The organism is Nostoc sp. (genome assembly GCF_036916575.1).
GTDB lineage: Bacteria > Cyanobacteriota > Cyanobacteriia > Cyanobacteriales > Nostocaceae > Nostoc.
The window spans coordinates 58,301-72,994 of record NZ_JBALGC010000011.1 but is presented as its reverse complement, the minus strand read 5'-3'; the positions used below and the strand labels follow the sequence as shown (position 1 = coordinate 72,994).

Here is a 14,694-nt window from a genome sequence, read left to right as displayed (position 1 = left end):
ATTTACTACAACAGCTTTATGGAACAGTCCTAATTCCTGAAGCTGTCTACCGAGAACTAACTGATCCCAACTTTCCAGTTGCAGGTGCAACTGAAGTACAAACTTTTATCTGGATTCAAACTCGTCCAGTTCAAAATCGTATACTGGTTGAAGCATTCAGCAATGAACTGGATATTGGTGAAGCTGAAGCAATTGCTCTAGCACTGGAAATGAAAGCAGATCAAGTTTTGATTGATGAACGTCGTGGTTGCATGGTTGCGGCTAGGGTAAATCTCAGCTACACAGGGATTTTAGGAATCTTGGTTGAAGCTAAAAGTCAAAAGCTAATTTCTGCTGTGAAACCTCTGTTAGATGCTTTAATTAACCAAGCAGGATTCTGGGTAGCTGAACCTTTATACAACAGGTTTTACAGCTTGTTGATGAAAATTAATTTTTGATATTGTACAAGTAGCTTATATAAAAAAACATCAGTCAGCCAAAGAACCCGGGATAATGAATCATAATTAACCTTTATAGCTTTGAACGATCAGCCATCAGCCACCAGTTACAAGCCGGAAGCTGAGATGCCGAATGCTAAAGGCTTTTAATTCAACTTAACCAATTGACTATGAATTCTGAAAAAGTCAAAAATTCTCTAAATATTTCGCCAGCGATACGCATAGGAGTACTAGGTTTTGGCGGACTCGGACAAGCAGCCGCCAAGGTACTTGCTGCTAAACAGGAAATGATTTTAGTCGCAGCAGCAGATCATAAAGGCTACGCTTACGCTCCTGATGGTTTAAATACTCAAGAATGCATCGCCACCTACCAGTCCCAAGATTCAGTAGGTCATTTAGAGCCAGTTGGTACGTTAACAAATCAAAGTATTCAGGATGTAATTGAAATAGCTCAATCTGTAGATGGGTATTTTCTAGCTTTACCCAACTTGCCAAATGACTTTATTCCTTCTGTAGCCAAGCAGTTTATCAAATCTGGTTGGCGTGGGGTGCTAGTGGATGCGATTAAGCGCACCACTGCTGTAGAACAACTACTGGCGATGAAAGAAGAACTGGAAGCAGCCGGGATTACTTATATGACAGGATGTGGTGCTACACCAGGACTGTTAACCGCCGCAGCAGCTTTAGCTGCCCAAAGCTACGCCGAAATTCATCAAGTCGAAATCACCTTTGGGGTGGGAATTGCTAACTGGGAAGCTTACCGCGCCACTGTTCGGGAAGACATTGGACATATGCCTGGTTACACAGTGGAAACCGCCAGGGCGATGACTGATGCACAAGTAGAAGCACTACTAGATAAAACTAATGGCGTGCTTACCTTGACGAATATGGAACACGCTGATGATGTGATGCTAGAGGTAGCGGGAATAGTGGGGCGCGATCGCGTTACTGTTGGTGGTGTAGTCGATACTCGCAATCCCAAAAAGCCCCTCAGCACCAACGTTAAGGTAACAGGGCGCACCTTTGAAGGGAAGATTTCCACCCATACCTTTACTCTGGGAGATGAAACCAGTATGGCAGCCAATGTTTGCGGCCCTGCCTTTGGCTATCTCAAAGCTGGTAGGCAATTGTACCAACGCGGCATTTATGGAATATTCACCGCTGCTGAAATTATGCCCCAATTTGTCAGGTAATAGTTAGGAGTTAGGAGTTTGGAGTTTGGAGTTAAGAGTTAAAAACCTAAACTTGAGACTTAAAAATCTCTGACTTTATTCAGAATTTGCAATTTTAAACTCTTAACTCCTCACTTTTAACTCCTAACTTATTTACTCCTCTTTTTTAACTCCTAACTTTTTTAAGCTGGTGGAATTTCTGGAGAGAAAATATCTGTTAAATTCTCCTCAAGGAGCAAATCTGGTGTTTGCATAATAAATGGGAGTTCGGCTCCCACAAGGCCTCTTTGGATGCGTTCTAAAGTCTCACTAAAAACGACAAACAGAGGAAATATAGTATTAGCTCCCTCACTCAAAATATGACTGTGGCACAGAGGCATCAACCACTCATAATCATTGTCTAACCAAACTTGGGTTTGTCGCCAACGTCCTAACAAATCAGAAAAGTCTTCATGGGGACGATGAATAAAAAGCAAAATCTCTGCTCCAGTTTTGATTTTCCACTCTGGATCGCACATCAAAATTGCCACATCACAAGGTAAGCAAATCGTTTGTGGGGCTGTTGTAGCAGTATTGCGAAGACGGACAATTGGCAAGGGTATAGTGATGACACTTTCATCTGGACGGCGCAGACTGGGAATCATCTCCAAGTATGGCCGATGTTGTTTTAGTAAGGCGATCGCAGCTAGATGATTGCTGTACTCTGCCAAACTCGCTTCGTAGTGAGATTTTTGCACAGTCATAGTTTATAAATTAGTTAGGAGTTAGGAGTAAGCAGTTCAGAATAAAATTCATTAGTTAGGAATAAAAAGTTTAATCTCCTAACTCCTAACTCCGTTTCTTAAATAGTAAGGAGTTCAGGATAAAATTCATTAGTTAGGAATAAAAAGTTTAAACTCCTAACTCCTAACTCTTAATCCCCTATCCCAATGTTTCAAATACCTTAAACATAGGCAGATACATCGCTAGCAAAATAGTTCCAACCATCCCCCCCAAAACGACAATCATCACTGGTTCCAAAATACTGGTCATTGCTTTTACTGCCTGCTCAACTTCATCTTCATAGAAATCGGCAACTTTCATCAACATTGCATCTAATTCTCCAGTTTCTTCGCCGATACTAATCATCTGAATTGCCATAGCCGGAAAAACAGCATCTTTTTGTAAAGCAATGCTAATCATACCTCCTTGTTGAATCTCTAAGCGGGCTGCATCTATGGCATTGGCAATTATTTGGTTTCCTGATGTATCTCGGACAATTTCTAAGCAAGTTAAAATGGGTACACCTGAACGAGTCAAAGACCCAAAAGTCCTGCTAAAGCGGGCAACCGACGATTTTTGAATTAAGTCACCAAACAAAGGCATCTTCAGGGAAAGACGATCAATTGTTATGCGACCAACAGGAGTTTTAGAGTACCGTGTATAGGCAATTTTCAGTCCTACGAGAATAGCGATAAGGATGAAAGCCTTCGGACTTCTCAAAAATAGACTAGTATCCATCAAAAATTGCGTTAGAGGTGGTAATGTAGTTCCAATTTGTATAAAAATCGTGGCAAAAATGGGAATAAGAAAAATGGTCATGCCGAGAAAGATAGTAACTGCTATAAAACCCACCACCGTTGGATAAGACAATGCTGATTTAATTTGGTTTTGTAAGCGGGCAACATCTTCTAACAACTTAGCTAAACGATTCAATACTTCGTCTAGAACACCACCAACTTCGCCAGCTTGAATCATACTCACATATAAGCCATCAAAGCACTCAGGATGCTTCCGCATTGACTCTGAAAGATTCATTCCGCTTTGAACATCGATGCTAATCTCCACAAGAGCTTGTTTCAGTTTAGGGTTACTACACTGTTCAGAAAGTACACCCAGACTTCTAACGATCGCAACTCCCGCATTCATCAAAACGGCAAATTGACGGGAAAAAACGGCTTTGTCTTTCACAGAAACCTTAACTAAGGAATTCTGGAATTTTTTTAAGTCAAAATTTGGTTGAAATCCTTGAGATTGTTTGAGTTCTTGGACTACAAAACCTTGCTCTCTAAGATTAGTACGAGCTTGTACTAAGGATTCGGCAACAATTTTTTCTGTTCGAGATTTTCCTTGGGAGTCGCGAACACGGGCAATATAGGTTGGCATAAATAAATTCAAAATTCAAAATTCAAAATTGTCAAGGATTTTTCATCCCTTTCATCTCCCTTAACCCTTTTTTTTAATGCGCTTTGGCAGCCGCACCGGGTTTTGCACCTGCTGCCTGCGGTGTCGCAGCACCGATGAGACGTTGAATTTCATCTGGCTTAGAAGTCTTAGACATCGCGGCTTCAAAGGAGATCGTTCCTGCTTTGTAAAAATCGGCTAAAACCTTCTCCAGAGTTTGCATCCCCAATTTGCCGCCAGTTTGAATAGCTGAGTAAATTTGAGATGTTTTGCCTTCTCGAATCAAGTTGGAAATAGCGGGAGTGACAATCAGAATTTCTTGAGCCATCACCCGACCATATTCACCGGGTTTAGGGTTTTTCTTGGACACCAAGGTTTGGCTAAATACCCCTACTAATGAGTTAGACAATTGCACCCGCACTTGGGTTTGTCTTTCATGGGGGAAAACGTCAATAATCCGGTCAACAGTTTGGGCGGCGGAACTGGTGTGTAGCGTACCAAATACTAAATGTCCTGTTTCCGCTGCGGAAATTGCCAAAGAAATCGTTTCCAAATCGCGCATTTCCCCCACCAGAATAATATCTGGATCTTCCCGCAAAGCTGCTTTCAAGGCATTAGCAAAGCTCTTGGTATCTTCACCCAGTTGCCGTTGGTGAACCAAGCTTTTAATTGGTTCGTAGACAAATTCAATCGGGTCTTCCACCGTTAAAATATGCTCTGCCTTGGTGCGGTTAATTAAGTCAATCATTGCCGCTAGAGTAGTTGTCTTCCCCGAACCTGTAGGGCCTGTCACCAGAATAAGTCCTCTAGGCTTATCGCACATTTCTCGCACGATATCTGGCAGACCCAATTTTTCAAAGTTAGGAATCTTAGAACTTAATGCTCGTAAGCAAGCAGCATAAGCACCACGCTCTTTATAGACATTGACCCGAAAACGAGCCAAACCTTTGACACCATAAGAACAATCCAACTCCCAGGTTTGCTCTAGGGTTTTACGTTGGGTATTGTTGAGCATACTAAAAATCAGCCTTTGACATTGATCAGATGTCAATACATGCTCACCTATGGGGGTGAGTTTGCCACTAATGCGGAAGTAGGGAGGCAAACCTGCGGATAAATGCATATCCGAGCCACCCATTTCAATCAACTGCTCCATCAAATCTTCAATCATCATTTCCATAGTTCTGCTTCCTTTTAATTTTGTTATTTATCATTTGTCCTTTGTCATTCGTTTAAAGTTACTAAGCATCAACTAATGACCAATGACCAATGACCAATGACCAATGACTAATGACCAATGACTAGTCTTAAAACCGAGGTGTCATACAGTAAGGACAATCCAGCCATTCTTGTTTCAATGTGGCATCGCAACTCCGACAGGTAAGACCAGTCTTGCGTTTGGCTTTTAACTCTGCTTCCAAGCCAGTATCAGTAAACGTCACTCGTTCTACTTCTTCTAAAGTGGTGGAACCTTCACGCACTAAGTCCAAACTATAAGCCAGCAAGGTTTTCATCCCCTCTTCTATTGCCACTTCCTTGATGCGTTCCGTGGGTGCATCTTCGTTGATCAGAGTTTGCAAGTTTTCGGTGACTCGCATGACTTCATAAACACCACAACGCCCTTTGTAGCCGACCCCATTACATTTTGGGCAAAGCTGATTTTTGGTTTTGGCATCTGCGATCGCATCTAATGTTAAGGTGTTAGCTTTATAGAAGGTGACTCCGACATTAGAGGAAGCTGATAGACCATAACGAGCCAGTTCCTCAGTTGTGGGAGTGTAGGCAATGCGACATTCAGAACATACACGCCGCACCAAACGTTGAGCTAAAACACCAATTAAGGAACTAGAAACCATGAAAGGCTCAATCCCCATTTCCCCCAAACGAGCGATCGCACCTGGGGCATCATTGGTGTGTAAAGTAGTTAATACTAAGTGACCGGTCAAGGCAGCCTCAATTGCTGTTTTTGCCGTTTCCTTATCCCGTGTTTCACCCACCAGTAGCACATCTGGATCTTGCCGCAAGAAAGCCCGCAATGCGGTAGCAAAATCTAACCCTTTTTCCCGAATCACCTGTACTTGAGTAATCCCTGGAAGACTGTACTCAATTGGGTCTTCCACAGTACTGATATTAATTCCGGGATCGTTCTTTTCTGAGAGTGCAGAATACAGCGAGGTTGTTTTCCCAGAACCAGTTGGCCCAGTTACCAAAATTAGCCCAAAGGGACGGCTAACCATATCTTTGACAATATCCAAAGTCTCTGGATCGGTAATTAACTTATCTAATCCCAGTTGGGTGGAGGAGTTATCCAAAATCCGCAGCACCACCTTTTCCCCGTAGCGACTGGGTAAGGTATTCACCCGGAAGTCCACTTTACGTCCCTCAAACAGCCGACGGATACGTCCATCTTGGGGTAGACGGCGTTCAGCAATGTCTAGATTGGAAATGATTTTAAATCGGGCTGTCACCGCCGGGATGATTTTTTTCGGCATTAGGGGGAAAGCTTCACGCAGTACGCCATCTTTGCGAAAGCGAATGCGTAAGTTTTCCTCTTGCGGTTCGATATGAATGTCAGAAACGCCTTCATGTAAGGCTTTAGCTAGGATTCTATTAACTAGATTGATAACTGGGGCATCTTCTGCGCCCTTCATCGCTGCCCCTAGATCGGCCTCCATTTCTTCAGGAGCATCCGCAAGATCGAGATTTCCAAGATTTTCTAAATCTTGACTAATATCTGTAGAGTTTTCTCGTTCTAGGTGTTTTTGCCGAACAGCCATTTCATCCAGGTATTGGTTGATTAGCTGCTGGTAGTCTTCCTGTGTAATAACCATGCGCTGTAACGCCAAGCCTTGGGGGCGCAAGATGCGGTTCAGGTCATCAGAAGCCTCTAGATTATCTGGAGCAACCATCGCCACTAAAACTGAGGGCGGGGTTTGGTCTTCGTGTTTCGATAGTGGTACTAAGCGGTGGCGACGACAGATATCCACTGGGATAAGGGTTTCAATCAGGTTCCCCATCATCGTGTTGCCAACGGAATTGACTTCTGGATCGAGGAATTCAACTCCGTATAGTATTTTCAGTTCAAATAGCTGCTGTTTTTTATATTGCCTGAGCAACTCAGGTGATAGTTGTTGACCAGTGATTGACTCTAATACTTCTGTTAAGGGTCTGCCAGATTTGCGGCTTTCAATTAGCGCCTGCCTCATCTGTTCGGTATTGACATAGCCAGATTGCACTAGCTTGTTGCCGAAGGGCGAAAACTCTGTTCTGGTAGTTAGAGCGGTACTGCGCCGTTGTGCTGACGAGTAAGTCATAAATGAGCAATTGAGTAGGGGAAACCTCTGCTTAAAGTATTCCCCTACTGTGAGACAGAATTCTCATTTACTAAAAAAGTCGTGAGTCACCCAACTTCTGAGTCACCCAAGCCGCCGCTGAAAGTTCTTGCTAAATGCTCAGTGAAAAAGACTCGCTCAATCAATAAACTTAATACTGCTGCCACCATTAACGATAAATTCAGAATCCTATTTCGTAATCCTAACTGTTTATAATAATTTTGTTAAACCAAAATTGCTGTGCTTAATAAAGCCTCTAAGTGTTTGGCGATTGCTTTATTATCTATAGTAGGAATATTATGAAGTTGTGCGTGCTCAAAGTTTTCTTATTTTAAGTGCTGGTCATAGTTACAACAATGCAAACAACCCATGTTCTGATAAATTCCGGCAACTGAACCTTAATGCAGCCGAAAGATTTGATATAGCACCAATGCCTTTATTAAGCGCTCCACCTAAAACCAGCATAAGCGTAAGCCCCTATGGGTCTAGAGTTGGTAATGATAGTTTGATTTCAAAGGCGACGTTGAAAACTGAGCTAGATAGTCAAGCCCTTGCTTCTCATTATGAAGCCCAATTTAAACAAGCAGGCTGGACACGCATTGATGCTAAAGCCGATAAATCGCTTATCTTGAGTGTTTGGATGCTAAAAGACAAAAAGGGCAAGTCTTAGCAGGCAATTCTTACTTTAACAAAGAATGATAGCCAACCCAGTCAGTATTCAGCTTCAGCAATTGTATCGCTGTTGTAGTTATAAATCTCAGCTAATTGTCAAGTTTTTCCACATGAGCTAAAAAGTCAAGATTCAAAAAATTTGACTCAGCACGGGCTAAACGCCCCGCTACCGCTAACAACACTTAGCACTTTTGAAGGAATGACAATTTTTGAGAAATGGTTAAATTTTAAGTAGTAATTCATTAAAAAACTGACTTATGAATAAGATGAGGGGCGAATTATATTCAGCGCCACTCTTCCAAATTACTTACTCCTAGATGTAGACTACTCGTTCGGGTTACCGCCTTAATGGCGTCTGGGCTAACGTGTTCACCATTTGTCACAATAAGAGGACAGTTACATCACTTTCAGGAACCTGTCGGCAATAAAATCAGCCTCAGTGGCAAGTCGTGGATGACGACGGTTGCAAGCTGTGGAGATACACTGCCATAAAAAGCATCTGGAATGAGTAGACAATGATGGATGAAAATAAACAGATAAACAATCTAAGCCAGCAATTAGGTGAACCAACAGAGGTAAAGCAAGCAATGAAGAGTGACTCCCCAGCCCAAGTTAATTTCAATGAATCTGACAGCGAGGTTACAGAGCAAGTGGCAGCCCAAACCAATGTACCGGGGGATACGGCTACTCTCAATCCAGAAAATTACGTCGCTGCAACCCAGAAAACTGAAGTGGAAACGGCAGCTTCAGCAGAACTGACTCAACAAATTGAATCTCTCAAAACGCAACTGGAAGAGCGTAGTACTCAATATATGCGGATTGCCGCTGATTTTGAGAATTACCGCAAACGCACTAGCAAAGAAAAAGAAGACCTAGAGTTGCAGGTGAAGCGGAATACGATTTTGGAATTGCTGCCAGTGGTCGATAATTTTGAGCGGGCGCGATCGCACCTCAAACCGCAATCTGATGGCGAAATGACTATGCACAAAAGTTACCAAGGCGTTTACAAACAATTAGTAGATAGCTTGAAGCGCTTGGGTGTATCACCAATGCGTCCCGAAGGTCAACAATTCGATCCTAACCTGCACGAAGCAGTAATGCGGGAACCTACGGATGAACATCCTGAAGGAACAGTGTTAGAAGAGTTAGTGCGCGGATATTACTTGGGCGATCGCGTGCTACGCCATGCAATGGTCAAAGTAGCTGCTCCCAAGGAAGATACACCTTTTGCACCAGAAGATCAGTCGAGTTCAGCCAACAGTTAAGCTGTAATTGCTTGCCTCGCTGACCTCAAGTGCCTGGGTTATAGCAAGGACGAGCACCGCGTACCTAAACAAAAACAAGGCTTTGGATAAATCTCTGTATTTCAACTTCTTTCTTGCTACCAGCAACAGGGGTTCCACAGATGTTATCCACTAGCCTTTGTTCTTAGCAAAAAAGTTAGTCCGCAACATATTACAGCAGAAAGACTCAGTAAAAATACTGGTAAATATGGGAAAGGTTATTGGGATCGACTTAGGCACTACTAACAGTTGCGTCGCAGTTTTGGAGGGCGGTCAACCACTTGTGATCTCCAACTCTGAAGGTGGACGAACTACTCCAAGTATTGTGGGATTTGGGAAGAGTGGCGATCGCTTGGTTGGTCAATTGGCAAAGCGCCAAGCCGTAACCAATGCTGAAAATACAATTTACAGTATTAAACGATTCATCGGGCGGCGTTGGGAAGACACTGAAACAGAACGCGATCGCGTACCCTACAACTGTGTCAAAGGTCGAGACGATACCGTTGATGTCCAAATTCGCTCAAAAAACTACACGCCACAAGAACTATCCGCGATGATCCTGCAAAAACTCAAGCAGGATGCGGAAAACTTCTTGGGTGAGGAGGTCACTCAGGCAGTGATCACCGTACCAGCATATTTTACAGATGCCCAAAGACAAGCAACTAAAGATGCTGGTACTATTGCTGGACTAGAAGTTCTGCGAATCATCAATGAACCAACAGCTGCGGCTTTAGCTTTCGGATTGGAAAAGCAAGACCAAGAGCAGCTAATTTTAGTATTCGACTTAGGAGGCGGCACCTTCGACGTATCGATCCTGCAACTAGGGGATGGCGTTTTTGAAGTTAAGGCGACTAGTGGTAACAATCAACTAGGTGGAGACGACTTTGATAATGCGATCGTGCTTTGGATGATTCAACGCTTCCAGCAAGAGGAAAAAATCAACCTTTCCCAAGATAAGATGGCACTGCAACGCCTGCGGGAAGCAGCAGAAAAGGCAAAAATTGAACTCTCCAGCATGGTGAATACCTCTATCAACTTGCCGTTTATCACGGCTGATGAGACTGGCCCAAAGCATCTGGAGATGGAACTTAGCCGCTCTAAATTTGAAGAACTCGCACTTAATTTAATTGAAGCGACCATCGAACCGATGAGCCAAGCGCTCAAAGATGCGGATCTCAAACCACAAGCCATAGATCGGATTATTTTGGTAGGTGGTTCTACCCGCATTCCTGCAGTCCAAAACGCGCTGATTAAATTTTTCAATGGCAAAGCTCCTGATCGCTCTATCAACCCTGACGAAGCGGTAGCATTGGGAGCGGCTATCCAAGCAGGTGTGTTGGGTGGGGAAGTCGATAATCTCTTACTATTGGATGTCACCCCTCTATCCTTGGGAATTGAAACCTTGGGTGAAGTGTTCACCAAAATCATTGAACGCAACACCACAATTCCTACTAGTAAGTCACAAGTTTTTTCCACAGCAGTTGATGGGCAAACCTCGGTAGAAATTCACATCCTCCAAGGTGAACGGGCAATGTCACGAGATAACAAGAGTCTCGGCAAGTTTCTGCTAGCAGGAATTCCCCCATCTCCCCGTGGTGTACCGCAAATTGAAGTATCTTTTGAAATCGATGTCAACGGCATCCTGAAGGTTTCTGCCCAAGACAAAGGTACAGGTAGAGAACAGAGTATTCGGATTACCAATACAGGTGGCTTGAGTAACAACGAAGTCGAACGGATGCGCCAAGAGGCTGAACTGTTTGCCGAAGAAGATAGAAAACGTAAAGAACTGGTTGAACTCAAAAACCAAGCAGATAATCTATTGTTCAGTTACGAATCCACCATCAAGGATAATGGCAACTTTATCGGCGAGCAGATGAAAACCTTGGCCAGTGAAAAAGTTTCACAACTCCAAGCTGCATTGATTGACTCCAGCATCTCTACAGTGGAATTTAAGCAGCGCTTAGACGACTTCCAACAAACCCTGCTTGCAATTGGTGCTGATGTCTACAATCGAGCTAACAGCCAAAGTGATGAGATTGAGGAGGCTTCAGCTAGTCTTTTTACCTCAGAAATAGACTCACCAATGAATGGCACACTAATACCACAATTCAACTTTGATTTTGACGAAGAAAGTACCGCACAGGCTGATTATGAGGCGATAGATTAGGGGTTGGGGACTGGGGACTGGGTACCAGGGATTGGGCAAGAAGCAGAGAAGCAAAGCGAAAATTCCTCCCCTGTGAACCCTTTCGCTACACCTGTAACTCTTCAAACCCCGTGCCCAGTACCCAATCCCCAATCCCCAATCCCTGAGTTGCAGATTTTTATTAAGACACTTTAATATATCTAAATATATTGATTATAAATTTAGCGAAGTTTCACAAGACCTCAGCGGTTTGCTAGATTGTAGAAGCAAATTACTTTGAGCTAGGCAGTGTGCCAGTTCAGATACACTTTCATTGCATATGGGTGGTTTTCCACACCTAATGGTGCGGCTAGCCCCTCTGGTTGATGGGCGGGGTTTTCCTCTCCTACGTAGCACAATTGTAAAAGAGACAGCCGACTCGGCAGTGAGAAGTCTGAGCAGAGGCTTACAACCAGCTCCTAACTTCTATAGCTTTTGTCGTCTCCCACGAGGAAAGCAGCTGTTGCTCAAGATTTGTCGGTGATTTTTGTAAAAGGTAAAGGGTAAAATCAGTTATTAACAAAAATTAATTTTATCTTCTGCCTGACCTCCGGCAAGCCGCCTTTTAAACGGATACTGTGTTGCTCTTCCATTTCTGTAGACAAAACGCTTTTCCGTAAGGTAGCAAGTGACCGTGACGTTCTACTGACCTCTGCTTTCTTCCTTCTAACTTTTACCTTTGCTATATGGCCCGCGACTATTATGAAATCCTGGGTGTCTCTCGTGACACCGACAAAGAAGAAATCAAACAAGCCTATCGCCGTTTAGCCCGGAAGTATCACCCAGATGTGAACAAAGAACCGGGGGCGGAGGATCGCTTTAAAGAAATTAACCGCGCTTATGAGGTACTCTCAGAGCCAGAAACCCGCGCTCGTTATGATCGCTTTGGCCCAGAGGGTGTCTCAGGTGCTGCTGGGGGAGGCTTCCAAGATGTTGGCGATATGAGCGGTTTTGCCGATATCTTTGAAAGCATTTTTAGTGGCTTTGCTGGCGGTATGGGTAGTCCCACGCAACAAAGACGGCGCAACGGGCCAGCCAGGGGTGATGACTTGCGACTAGACCTGAAGTTAGATTTTCGGGAAGCGGTATTTGGCGGTGAAAAAGAAATTCGCATTTCGCATCTAGAAAATTGTGAAGTTTGTAGCGGTTCTGGTGCTAAACCTGGAACCCGCCCTCGGACTTGTTCTACTTGTAGCGGATCGGGTCAAGTACGCCGTGTCACCAGAACACCCTTTGGCAGTTTCACTCAAGTCTCAACTTGCCCCACTTGTAATGGGACAGGGATGGTAATTGAAGATAAGTGTGATGCCTGTGATGGTAAGGGCGCAAATCAAGTCACGAAGAAACTCAAAATTACCATTCCAGCTGGGGTGGATAATGGCACACGCTTGCGGATTTCTAGTGAAGGAGATGCTGGTCAACGTAATGGCCCTTCTGGGGATTTGTACGTTTACTTGTTCGTGAATGAGGACGAGGAATTCCAACGGGATGGCATTAATATTCTTTCGGAAATTAAAGTTAGCTACCTGCAAGCAATTTTAGGTTGTCGGTTAGAGGTAGATACAGTAGATGGGCCAGTGGAACTGATCATTCCAGCTGGAACCCAGCCTAATACGGTGATGAAGTTGGAAAATCGCGGCGTACCCCGCTTGGGTAATCCCGTAAGTCGTGGGGATCATATGCTGAACGTATTAATTGATATTCCCAACAAAGTTACCCCAGAGGAGAGGGAACTGTTGGAGAAGCTGGCTAAAATTAAGGGAGATCGCACTGGTAAAGGTGGTCTAGAAGGATTCTTGGGAAATCTATTTAAGTAATGAAGCCCTCTTCTCTTTCAACTCCCGATGCTCAACTAGATTTACGCGGCACCCCTTGCCCAATTAATTTCGTGCGGACAAAACTACGTCTGGAGAAAATGCCATTGGGAGGTTTGCTAGAAGTCTGGCTAGACCCGGGTGAGCCGATTGAGCAGGTTCCTGATAGTCTGACAATGGCAGGTTATCAGGTGGAACAAATTACAGACTGTAGTAGTTATTTTTCCCTGTTAGTGCGCCGTCCATTTGCTGGCCAATGACAGGGGAAAATTTTGCCGCAACTGGACAGTTATTAGGTACGGTGCTTGCTGTACAGGCTAATTTTTACCGAGTACAGCTGGATCAAGAGGATGGAAAGATGAGGGAGCAAAATCCTCCTCATCCTCCTCATCTTCTTCATCCCCCCCTTCTCCTCTGTACTCGCAGAACACGCCTGAAAAAAATCGGACAACAGGTGATGGTAGGCGATCGCGTTGTAGTAGAAGAGCCAGATTGGGCTGGGGGACGGGGAGCGATCACTGATGTCTTACCCCGCCAAAGTCAGTTAGATCGTCCAGCGATCGCCAATGTCAACCAAATTCTATTGGTATTTGCCGTAGCTGATCCACCTTTGGAACCTTATCAACTGAGTCGGTTTTTAATTAAAGCTGAGTCTACTGGCTTGGATGTGCTTTTATGTTTGAATAAAAGTGATTTAATTTCACAGCGAGAACAGCAACAAATTAGCGATCGCCTTATTGGTTGGGGCTATCAACCGATATTTATTAGCGTCAAAAATGGTATAAATACCGACCAAGCAGCCAGATATTTGAGCAATAAAATTACTGTAATTGCTGGGCCTTCCGGCGTTGGGAAATCCAGCCTGATTAATACGCTAATTAACTCTCTTGAGTTGCGAGTGGGAGAAGTTTCTGGCAAACTAGCTCGTGGTCGTCATACTACTCGCCATATAGAATTATTTGAGTTGCCTAGCGGTGGAATGCTTGCAGATACCCCCGGCTTTAATCAGCCTGACATGGATTGTATCCCAGAAGAATTAATCCATTATTTCCCAGAAGCCAGAAAGCGGTTAGCAGTTGCTAGCTGTCGGTTTAGTGATTGTCTGCATCGAGACGAGCCTGAGTGTGCAGTGCGGGGAGACTGGGAACGATATGAACATTATTTAGAATTTTTGGATGCTGCGATCGCCCGTCAAACTCAGCTGCACCAACAAGCTGATCCTGAATCTACTATGAAGTTAAAAAGCAAAGGCAAAGGGCAGAGTCAATATGAACCTAAGCTAGAAAGTAAAAAATATCGCCGGATTTCCCGGAAGACTCAATTACAGGACTTGCAGGAGTTATACCGGGATGAGGAATAAGAAGTGTGATGTCTACGACGGGCTGCGCCTACGCACTTCTATGCAAAGGTTTGTCACGATAGCATGGATAGATACAAACAGAAAAACTATCTTGTTTGATAAATTACGCTTTTTTACCCTAGATGGGCATTGAGTAATGTTGCCATAAGAAGAAAAAACAGTTACAGCAAGCGAACCAACAACTAGAACAGGAACGCCAACGGGCTGAAAAATTGGTAGAACGCTTACGAGCCGCAGGCATTGAACCTGAGTAAATATTTTAATTACAGGATTATA

General features: G+C 43.9%; 12 protein-coding genes. 8 read left to right on the top strand and 4 right to left on the bottom strand.

Annotated elements, in window-relative coordinates; all coding sequences use genetic code 11:
• The first annotated feature begins 209 nt into the window (after positions 1-209).
• Together V7L29_RS04145 and bioU are read left to right on the top strand one after the other, a co-directional pair.
• Positions 210-437: a DUF3368 domain-containing protein gene (locus V7L29_RS04145; RefSeq protein ID WP_334691680.1), complete on the top strand. Its 228-nt coding sequence runs from the start codon at positions 210-212 to the stop codon at positions 435-437.
• A 170-nt stretch (positions 438-607) separates the two neighbouring features.
• A complete protein-coding gene (gene bioU, locus V7L29_RS04140) occupies positions 608-1,630 on the top strand; it encodes a (S)-8-amino-7-oxononanoate synthase BioU (RefSeq protein ID WP_334734624.1) in 1,023 nt (340 codons plus the stop codon).
• A 161-nt stretch (positions 1,631-1,791) separates the two neighbouring features.
• Here the strand turns inward: bioU and V7L29_RS04135 are convergent, their stop codons facing one another.
• From V7L29_RS04135 to V7L29_RS04120, 4 genes are all read right to left on the bottom strand, one after another.
• Positions 1,792-2,352, bottom strand: a complete 561-nt coding sequence (locus V7L29_RS04135) for a hypothetical protein (RefSeq protein WP_334691678.1) — start codon at positions 2,350-2,352, stop codon at positions 1,792-1,794.
• Positions 2,353-2,530: 178 nt separating this feature from the next.
• Positions 2,531-3,754: a type II secretion system F family protein gene (locus V7L29_RS04130; RefSeq protein WP_334691677.1), complete on the bottom strand. Its 1,224-nt coding sequence runs from the start codon at positions 3,752-3,754 to the stop codon at positions 2,531-2,533.
• 73 nt (positions 3,755-3,827) lie between these two features.
• Entirely contained in the window at positions 3,828-4,979 is a 1,152-nt protein-coding gene (locus V7L29_RS04125) for a type IV pilus twitching motility protein PilT (protein ID WP_442944129.1), read from the bottom strand.
• A 100-nt stretch (positions 4,980-5,079) separates the two neighbouring features.
• Complete coding sequence (locus V7L29_RS04120) at positions 5,080-7,086, bottom strand: GspE/PulE family protein (protein WP_334691675.1); 2,007 nt, start codon at positions 7,084-7,086, stop codon at positions 5,080-5,082.
• A gap of 325 nt (positions 7,087-7,411) precedes the next feature.
• Between V7L29_RS04120 and V7L29_RS04110 the strand changes: the two genes are divergently transcribed.
• The 6 genes from V7L29_RS04110 (at position 7,412) to rsgA (ending at position 14,418) form a co-directional block, all read left to right on the top strand.
• Entirely contained in the window at positions 7,412-7,774 is a 363-nt protein-coding gene (locus V7L29_RS04110; RefSeq protein ID WP_334691674.1) for a hypothetical protein, read from the top strand.
• Between the two features lie 517 nt (positions 7,775-8,291).
• Entirely contained in the window at positions 8,292-9,041 is a 750-nt protein-coding gene (grpE, locus tag V7L29_RS04105; RefSeq protein ID WP_334691673.1) for a nucleotide exchange factor GrpE, read from the top strand.
• A gap of 226 nt (positions 9,042-9,267) precedes the next feature.
• Positions 9,268-11,226, top strand: a complete 1,959-nt coding sequence (gene dnaK, locus V7L29_RS04100) for a molecular chaperone DnaK (protein ID WP_334734623.1) — start codon at positions 9,268-9,270, stop codon at positions 11,224-11,226.
• Positions 11,227-11,930: 704 nt separating this feature from the next.
• Positions 11,931-13,061, top strand: coding sequence for a molecular chaperone DnaJ (dnaJ, locus tag V7L29_RS04095; protein WP_334691671.1), 1,131 nt, complete (start codon positions 11,931-11,933; stop codon positions 13,059-13,061).
• Positions 13,061-13,318 carry a sulfurtransferase TusA family protein gene (locus V7L29_RS04090; RefSeq protein ID WP_334691670.1) on the top strand — a complete coding sequence of 86 codons (258 nt, stop codon included), beginning with the start codon at positions 13,061-13,063 and terminating at the stop codon, positions 13,316-13,318. The genes dnaJ and V7L29_RS04090 overlap by 1 nt, the downstream gene beginning before the upstream one ends.
• Positions 13,315-14,418 carry a small ribosomal subunit biogenesis GTPase RsgA gene (gene rsgA / locus V7L29_RS04085; RefSeq protein ID WP_334734622.1) on the top strand — a complete coding sequence of 368 codons (1,104 nt, stop codon included), beginning with the start codon at positions 13,315-13,317 and terminating at the stop codon, positions 14,416-14,418. The genes V7L29_RS04090 and rsgA overlap by 4 nt, the downstream gene beginning before the upstream one ends.
• The last annotated feature ends 276 nt before the right edge of the window (positions 14,419-14,694 follow it).

Bases quoted from the DNA above. Each gene is read 5' to 3' on its own strand.
- V7L29_RS04130 (WP_334691677.1), bottom strand. From the start codon at position 3,754: ATGCCAACCTATATTGCCCGTGTTCGCGACTCCCAAGGAAAATCTCGA.
- dnaK (WP_334734623.1), top strand. From the start codon at position 9,268: ATGGGAAAGGTTATTGGGATCGACTTAGGCACTACTAACAGTTGCGTC.
- dnaJ (WP_334691671.1), top strand. From the start codon at position 11,931: ATGGCCCGCGACTATTATGAAATCCTGGGTGTCTCTCGTGACACCGAC.
- bioU (WP_334734624.1), top strand. From the start codon at position 608: ATGAATTCTGAAAAAGTCAAAAATTCTCTAAATATTTCGCCAGCGATA.
- V7L29_RS04120 (WP_334691675.1), bottom strand. From the start codon at position 7,086: ATGACTTACTCGTCAGCACAACGGCGCAGTACCGCTCTAACTACCAGA.
- V7L29_RS04090 (WP_334691670.1), top strand. From the start codon at position 13,061: ATGAAGCCCTCTTCTCTTTCAACTCCCGATGCTCAACTAGATTTACGC.
- V7L29_RS04145 (WP_334691680.1), top strand. From the start codon at position 210: ATGAAAGCAGATCAAGTTTTGATTGATGAACGTCGTGGTTGCATGGTT.
- V7L29_RS04135 (WP_334691678.1), bottom strand. From the start codon at position 2,352: ATGACTGTGCAAAAATCTCACTACGAAGCGAGTTTGGCAGAGTACAGC.
- rsgA (WP_334734622.1), top strand. From the start codon at position 13,315: ATGACAGGGGAAAATTTTGCCGCAACTGGACAGTTATTAGGTACGGTG.
- grpE (WP_334691673.1), top strand. From the start codon at position 8,292: ATGATGGATGAAAATAAACAGATAAACAATCTAAGCCAGCAATTAGGT.